Source organism: Pyrobaculum sp. (assembly GCF_049971835.1).
Lineage (GTDB): Archaea > Thermoproteota > Thermoprotei > Thermoproteales > Thermoproteaceae > Pyrobaculum.
This window is the reverse complement of sequence record NZ_JBMFKV010000123.1, coordinates 1-6,133: the sequence shown is the minus strand read 5'-3', so window position 1 is coordinate 6,133 and position 6,133 is coordinate 1. Positions and strand designations below refer to the sequence as shown.

The window sequence follows — 6,133 nt, the reverse complement described above, 5'->3', positions numbered from 1 at the left end:
GTGGGTGATGCTGTCAGGGTTACGGCGAGTGGTGACCGGAGGCGCTACGGCTGATATTTTTATATAAGGGGGGTAGGGGTGGGTGTCATGGGTAGGCGTAGGAGAAAGAGGAAAGTTTTACTTAGGCCGAAGAAGACCCTCCCGAAGATCTTTACCTGTCCCCACTGCGGGGCGCAACTCGTCTCTGTCAAGAAGACGGAGAAGGGGTATCTGGTGATCTGCGGCAACTGTGGGCTGAGGCACGAGTTTGAGGAGAGGGCTGGGTGGATGCCGGTGGATTACTACAACGCCTTTGTTGACCTCTACCTAGAGGGGAGGATAGCCCCGCCGCAACCACAGGCGGGCCCCGCGGGGGGAGCGGCCGGGGAGGGGGCGGAGGAGGGCGATGAATCTCTATGAGTACCTGCTAGAGGGAGTCAAGCATTTTACGTTGATTGACCCCGACAAGTCCGTCGACTATCTAAAAATCGCGAGGCACGCCCTGGAGGCGGGGACCGACGGGATACTTGTCGGCGGCTCGCTGGGGATTAAGGAGGAGCAGATGACCCGGGTGGTTAGGGACATCAAGACTGTTGCGAACGTGCCCGTTGTGCTGTTTCCAGGCTCTTTGACGCAGCTCACCGACGCGGCCGACGGGGTGCTGTTCCTAAGCGTATTGAACTCCCTCGACCCCTACTTCATCGTGGGGGCCCAGGTGCAGGCGGCGGTGTTGATAGCCAAGCATTACCCCGGGCTTGAGGTCATCTCCACGGCGTATGTAATTGTGGGGGATGGCGGCGCGGCTGGCTTCGTCTCTATGAGCAAGCCGATTCCCTACACGAGGCCTGACATCGCCGCGGCGTATGCCCTGGCCGCGAACTACATCGGCTTTAAGGCTGTGTACCTCGAGGCCGGTAGCGGGGCGCCTCAGCCGGTGCCCCCCGAGATGGTGCGAGCCGCCAGGAGGGCCTTCCCGCGGGTTTTAATCGTGGGCGGGGGGATTAGGAGCGGCGAGGCGGCGAGGGCCATCGCCAGGGAGAGGCCGAACGTGGTGGTCACGGGGACCTTGGCGGAGGAGGCTCCCGAAAAGCTGGGCGATATAGTGAAGGCGGTTAAGAGGCCCTAGGCCTTTAGCTTCGTCCTCCTCCAGTGCCTCCTGGCGGGGGATCTTGTAACTCTCCTCTTGGTCTTTGCCACGACCCACACCGGCGGGTTTCGGTTGGAGTTCAACGCGGCGGCGAGCCTCAGCTTCCTGCCGAGGGCTTTGTTCCTAGCCATGTCAGCGGCTTAAAACACTGCTTATAAATCTTGTGGCCTAAAGCTTGAAGCGGTACTCCCTCCGGGTCTGGCTGTATACGCTCTCCAAGATCTTTTTCAAAGTGGCGTCGTCTATGGGCACCTTCACCCTACCCGACGCGGCTAGGCTTATGAGCTGTTGCTCCAGGGCCTCCGCCAGCTCCGGCCTCACCACCTTGATGTTGTCAAGCCTCGCCAAGGCCTCCGGCGTCAAGATCTGCTTCAACGCGGCCCGCCTCTGCGCGGCCGCTATCTGGGCCTGCCGCTCCAGCTCGGCCTTTTTCTGAAGCTCCTCCATGGCTTTCCTCCTGCGGATCTCCTCAATCTCCCTGTCTTCGAAACCCTCTCCGTCCATTACTCCTTGGGCGGCGCTACGTACTTGGCGAGCTCCGGCCTAGCCTTCACCAGATCCTTAGCTATCTTAGTGACCAGCCTGTCAACCAGAGAGCGGCCCTCCGGCGTCAAGACCCTCCCCTTCTTAGTCTTCGCCACGAGGCCCGCCTGCTCCAGTTGCTGTAGTATCTTTCTAATCACGGCGCCGCCTGCCTTCCTGGCCCTCTCCGGCCTGGTCTTGTCGCCGATTTTCGCCCTGTAGCCATACGCCGTCCTCAAACTGCCCACCCCCACGGGCCCGTGTATGTACAGCTTCCTCATGAGGGAGGCGGCTCTTACGTACCACCAGTCGGCGGACATGGGAGGCCTCTCCTTGTTGGCGCCGGTCTTGACGAAAGGCGCCCAAACCGGCGGCTTCACCTGCGGCACGTTTTCCTTTATGTACCTGGCTAATTCACTTATCAACTGATCCGCTGGCACGTCCTTGACGGAGGGCATAGGCGCCCTACACACCTCAATATAAAACCTTTACGCCCCACCGCCCGGCGCGTTGGCGGGGGAATAATTTTATATACCCAACGACGGTGGGAGTCGTCATGAGGTTTTGCCCCAACGACAGGAGTCTGCTAATCCCCGTGAGGAAGGGGGACAAGACTGTGCTGAGGTGTCCTAAGTGCGGCTACGAGGAGGACGCGTCTAACGCCCAGGGGCGGTACCAAAGCAGGACAGTTGTGGAGAGCAAGAACACTGTCATCGTTTTGGCGGATAGCGTGGCCAACCTGCCTAAGGTTAAGACTAGGGGGTGTCCCAAGTGCGGCCACGACGAGGCGTATTTCTGGGTTCAGCAGACGAGGGCGGCTGACGAGCCGCCTACCCGCTTCTACAAATGCACTAACTGCGGCCACACCTGGCGTGAGTACGAGTAATATCGGGTGTCGCGCTAGGTTTTTAAAAAACTGGGCGGTAGATATAGACATGTCTAAGCCGGTTCTGACCTACATGGACGCCAAGGAGTTCGCCTACATAATCGACTCCATATCGGTGTTGGTGGAGGAGGCCAGCTTCGTGGTTAGGGGCGACGGCCTCTACCTCAGGGCTCTCGACGCCTCGAGGACCGCCATGGTGGATTTAATCATGCCGAAGGAGGCTTTCGAAGAGTTTCCAGAGGTGGAGGAGCTCAAGTTCGGCCTCAATCTAAAAGATCTCAAGAAGTTGCTTAGGAGGGTGAAGAAGGGGGACAAGATATCTATGGAGTTTGAAGAGGGGAGGCTGAAGATTAAGCTGGTTGGGAAGTCTGTTCGCTCCATCACGTTGCCTTCTATTGAGGTGGTGGGGGAGGAGTTGCCCACGCCTAAGGTGGTGTACACCGCCATGGTTAAGACCGCCAGCGACATCTTGGCCTCGGCTATTAAAGACGCCGACGCCGTGGCGGACGAGGTTAAGTTCGACGCCACCGAGGAGGCGTTTGTGATAAGCGCAACCAGCGACAAGGGGGAGGTGGAGGTGAGGCTGGAGAAGAACAGCGAGTTGGTGTACGAATTCGACGTCAAGGAGCCGGCATCCGCCAGGTTCTCCCTGGAGTACCTAGGGGACATTGTGAGCAGGTCTTCGAAAATCAGCGACATCGTCACCGTGGAGCTCGCCACCGCCAAGCCGGTGCACCTCACCTTCGACATACCGGCTGGGGGGAGGATAGCCTACTTCGTCGCGCCGAGGGTGGAGTGATTATCGAGGTATTTTTCCGCAACTTCTACCGAAACTACGCCAGGTTTGAAATCGACGCGGTGGAGAGGAGGGAATTCGCCTTTCAGCCGTTCGGCGGGGGCATGGTGAGGCACAAATCCTTCAAGTCGCTGGAGGACTTGAGGAGGTTCGCGGTGGAGAAGACGCCGAGGCATATATACCACTCCGTGGCGTACTACGAGAGGCCGGGCGAGGAGGATATGGAGGGGAAGGGCTGGCTGGGGGCGGACCTTGTCTTCGACATAGATGGGGACCACCTAGACACAGAGGCGTGCAGAGGAGCCACCCTGGTGACTCTCCAGTGCCTAGAGGACGCCAGGGAGGAGGCGAATAAGCTGATAGACGTGCTGAGGGAGGAGCTGGACCTAAAGCCCGCTAGGATAGTGTTTTCGGGGAACAGGGGCTTCCACATCCACGTCTCGGGCGAGGAGGTGCTCGGGCTTGGGGCTAGGGAGAGGCGGGAGTTGGTGAACTTCCTAAAGGCGGGGGGGTTCGACCCCTCGAGGTTTGAGGCTAGGCTCGGCAGGAGGAGGATTGTCCTCTACGAGGAGGTGCCCGTGGGGAGCCTATTGAGGATCCGGCAGGGGGTTGAGGACCCCAGGGCGCTTAGGGTTGAGATAGACGAGGTGGTGACGCAGGACGTCCACCGCCTCATCAGGGCGCCGGGGTCTATCAACGGGAAGACGGGCCTCGTGGCTACCCCCCTCGCGTTGAGGGATCTGGAGAGGGGGGTGGAGGACATCGTCGAGAGGGCCGTGGCTTTTCGCAAGGGCCACCTGAGGTTTAGGTTTGAGAAGGACTTCCGCGGCGCCGTGTTGTTTGAAAAGGTGGAGGCGGGTGCCGGGGATTTCAAGGTGTTGCCGGCCTACGTGGCGATATATTTAGAACTCCAGGGATTTGGAAAGATACATGATTGAGAAGATCAGGCTGTGGCTCTCTGCGGAGCTTAACTCGCGCATACTTTCCGACCCGCCGTTCAGCTCATATGCAGAGGCCGCCGAGCAGTTTCTAAGAGAGTTGCAGAACGCCCCCCTCCCCCAGGGCGTGCTGGATCAGGTAAAGGAGCAGGTGTCGGCCGCCCTGCTCACAATTATGGAGCTGAGGCTGAGGAAGATCGTCTGGGAGCTGGGGCAGGGGAGGGTGCCGAGCAGAGTCACGGCAGAGGAGGACAGGCTCATCAGGCCGCTTGTGAAAATTAGACAAGCCGGCCCCCAGAGGAAGAGGGCGCAGGAGTACGTGGTGGTGCAGTTTCTAGTGGACCACCCCACCATAGTGACGGAGGACTTCGTCCAGGTGGGGCCGTTTACGCGGGGGGATCTGGCCAAGTTGCCTCTTAGAGACGCCAAGGACCTCGAAGAGCGTGGGGTGGCTAGGCGTTTTCTAGGCGCGTAAAATTTAAATCACCACCAGTTGCCCAGGGCCATGAAGTTTCCCAAGAGCGTCAATATGTACTGCCCCCGTTGCAACGCCTACACTAAGCACAGCGTTTCCAACTACCACGCCGGCCAGAGGCGCAGTTCGGCTGAGGGCCAGCGGAGGTATGAGAGGAAGCTCGAGGGCTACGGCTCGACGCCGAAGCCGAAGCAGAAGCGCTTCGCCAAGATAAACAAGAAGGTGACGCTGGTCTTTACATGTAGCAAATGCGGCTACAAGCTGGTCAAGACCCTGGGCAGGATGAAGAAGGTGGAGCTGGTGTAGTATGCCCGTCAGATTCAGCAGAGTCCTAATACCGCAACCCAAGTCCAAATTCATCAAGATTAGGTGCCCCGACTGCGGCAACGAGCAGATTACCTACAGCCACGCCGCCATGGTGGTGCGCTGCCTCGTCTGCGGAAGGGTGCTCGCGCAGCCCACGGGCGGCAGGGCGAAATTCGCCGGCCACGTAGTCAAGATTCTAGAGTAGTAAAGGGATTTATAACCACCCCAACTCCCCTATTATGCGCCTCGTCAAGAAGGAGTTTCCAGACGTAGGCGAGGTGGTGATAGGCACGGTGAAGAAAATTGCAGAACACGGCGCCTATGTATACCTCGACGAGTACGAGCTAGAAGCCTTCGCCCCCACCCAGGAGATTATCCAGTCCTGGTTCCACTCCATTAGGGACTACGTCAAGGAGGGCAACAAGACTGTGTTTAAGGTGATCAGCGTCAACCCCAAGATGAGGGTTGTCGAGGTGTCGCTGAAGCGCGTCCGCGTCGACGAGAAGGAGAAGAAGCTCCTCCTATACCGCCACCGGGTCAGGACGCTGAAGCTTCTAGAAATCGCCATGAAGAAGCTGGGCAAGACCCAGGAGGAGGCCCTTAAGACGATGTGGTACCTCGAGGAGCAGTTCGGCGACCCCTTCAAGGTGTTTGAAGAAGTCGTCAAGACGGGGCCCCAGGTTCTGGACGACTTGGAGCTCGACCCCAAGCTTAAGGAGGCCATTGTCGAGCTGGCGAGGCAGCAGATAGAGATACCCCCCACGAAGATTTCTGGAATAATAAAGGCGGTGAGCGTCGAGGGAGACGGCGCCGAGAGGATAAAAGCCGCACTCGCCGAGCTAGCCAAGGCCATACAGGAGAAGTACCCGCAAATCTCGGCGAAGATATACGTGGTGGGGCCGCCCCGCTACAGAATCGACATCGTAGGACAGCAACCAAAACAGGTGGAGGCGGCGTTTACAGACATCACAAATCTCCTACAGACACTTCAAAAGAAGTTCAAGGTGATAACCACCGTACAGCGCATCGAGCAATGAGGTCGTTGCTGAGGCGCTGCGCCAACTGCGGCGCCTACACCCTCTCC

Annotated in this window: 12 protein-coding genes; 9 read left to right on the top strand and 3 right to left on the bottom strand. The window is 58.8% G+C overall.

Translation table 11 applies throughout. The annotated features are described in order from the left end of the window. Window positions 1-87: 87 nt before the first annotated feature. Together ACP5J3_RS10145 and ACP5J3_RS10140 are read left to right on the top strand one after the other, a co-directional pair. A complete protein-coding gene (locus ACP5J3_RS10145) occupies window positions 88-399 on the top strand; it encodes a hypothetical protein (RefSeq protein ID WP_263244330.1) in 312 nt (103 codons plus the stop codon). Beyond that, a complete protein-coding gene (locus tag ACP5J3_RS10140) occupies window positions 386-1,105 on the top strand; it encodes a geranylgeranylglyceryl/heptaprenylglyceryl phosphate synthase (protein WP_428495585.1) in 720 nt (239 codons plus the stop codon). The genes ACP5J3_RS10145 and ACP5J3_RS10140 overlap by 14 nt, the downstream gene beginning before the upstream one ends. Here ACP5J3_RS10140 and ACP5J3_RS10135 read toward each other — a convergent pair. Genes ACP5J3_RS10135 through ACP5J3_RS10125 form a run of 3 tightly spaced genes read right to left on the bottom strand, consistent with a single transcriptional unit; the run spans window position 1,102 to window position 2,106 of the window. After that, entirely contained in the window at window positions 1,102-1,257 is a 156-nt protein-coding gene (locus ACP5J3_RS10135; RefSeq protein ID WP_428495584.1) for a 50S ribosomal protein L39e, read from the bottom strand. The two genes, ACP5J3_RS10140 and ACP5J3_RS10135, sit on opposite strands and share 4 nt — an antisense overlap. Window positions 1,258-1,294: 37 nt before the next feature. Then, entirely contained in the window at window positions 1,295-1,630 is a 336-nt protein-coding gene (locus ACP5J3_RS10130; RefSeq protein ID WP_428495583.1) for a DNA-binding protein, read from the bottom strand. Next, window positions 1,630-2,106, bottom strand: coding sequence for a 30S ribosomal protein S19e (locus ACP5J3_RS10125; RefSeq protein ID WP_428495582.1), 477 nt, complete (start codon window positions 2,104-2,106; stop codon window positions 1,630-1,632). The genes ACP5J3_RS10130 and ACP5J3_RS10125 overlap by 1 nt, the downstream gene beginning before the upstream one ends. Before the next feature lie 98 nt (window positions 2,107-2,204). Between ACP5J3_RS10125 and ACP5J3_RS10120 the strand changes: the two genes are divergently transcribed. The 7 genes from ACP5J3_RS10120 to ACP5J3_RS10090 are packed head-to-tail and all read left to right on the top strand — an operon-like array spanning window position 2,205 to window position 6,086. Beyond that, window positions 2,205-2,534 (top strand): transcription factor S, encoded by a 330-nt coding sequence (locus ACP5J3_RS10120; protein WP_428495581.1) that lies wholly within the window; start codon window positions 2,205-2,207, stop codon window positions 2,532-2,534. A gap of 49 nt (window positions 2,535-2,583) precedes the next feature. Next, on the top strand, window positions 2,584-3,333 hold the full coding sequence (gene pcn / locus ACP5J3_RS10115; RefSeq protein WP_428495580.1) for a proliferating cell nuclear antigen (pcna): 750 nt from the start codon (window positions 2,584-2,586) through the stop codon (window positions 3,331-3,333). Then, window positions 3,330-4,268 carry a DNA primase catalytic subunit PriS gene (gene priS / locus ACP5J3_RS10110; protein ID WP_428495579.1) on the top strand — a complete coding sequence of 313 codons (939 nt, stop codon included), beginning with the start codon at window positions 3,330-3,332 and terminating at the stop codon, window positions 4,266-4,268. The genes pcn and priS overlap by 4 nt, the downstream gene beginning before the upstream one ends. Then, entirely contained in the window at window positions 4,261-4,743 is a 483-nt protein-coding gene (locus ACP5J3_RS10105) for a DNA replication initiation complex subunit (RefSeq protein WP_263244345.1), read from the top strand. The genes priS and ACP5J3_RS10105 overlap by 8 nt, the downstream gene beginning before the upstream one ends. A 30-nt stretch (window positions 4,744-4,773) precedes the next feature. Next, window positions 4,774-5,049 carry a 50S ribosomal protein L44e gene (locus ACP5J3_RS10100; protein WP_428495578.1) on the top strand — a complete coding sequence of 92 codons (276 nt, stop codon included), beginning with the start codon at window positions 4,774-4,776 and terminating at the stop codon, window positions 5,047-5,049. A gap of 1 nt (window position 5,050) precedes the next feature. Next, window positions 5,051-5,254, top strand: a complete 204-nt coding sequence (locus ACP5J3_RS10095; protein WP_428495577.1) for a 30S ribosomal protein S27e — start codon at window positions 5,051-5,053, stop codon at window positions 5,252-5,254. A 34-nt stretch (window positions 5,255-5,288) separates the two neighbouring features. Beyond that, the gene (locus ACP5J3_RS10090; protein ID WP_428495576.1) at window positions 5,289-6,086 is read left to right on the top strand and encodes a translation initiation factor IF-2 subunit alpha; all 798 of its coding nucleotides are present in this window, start codon (window positions 5,289-5,291) and stop codon (window positions 6,084-6,086) included. Window positions 6,087-6,133 lie beyond the last annotated feature (47 nt).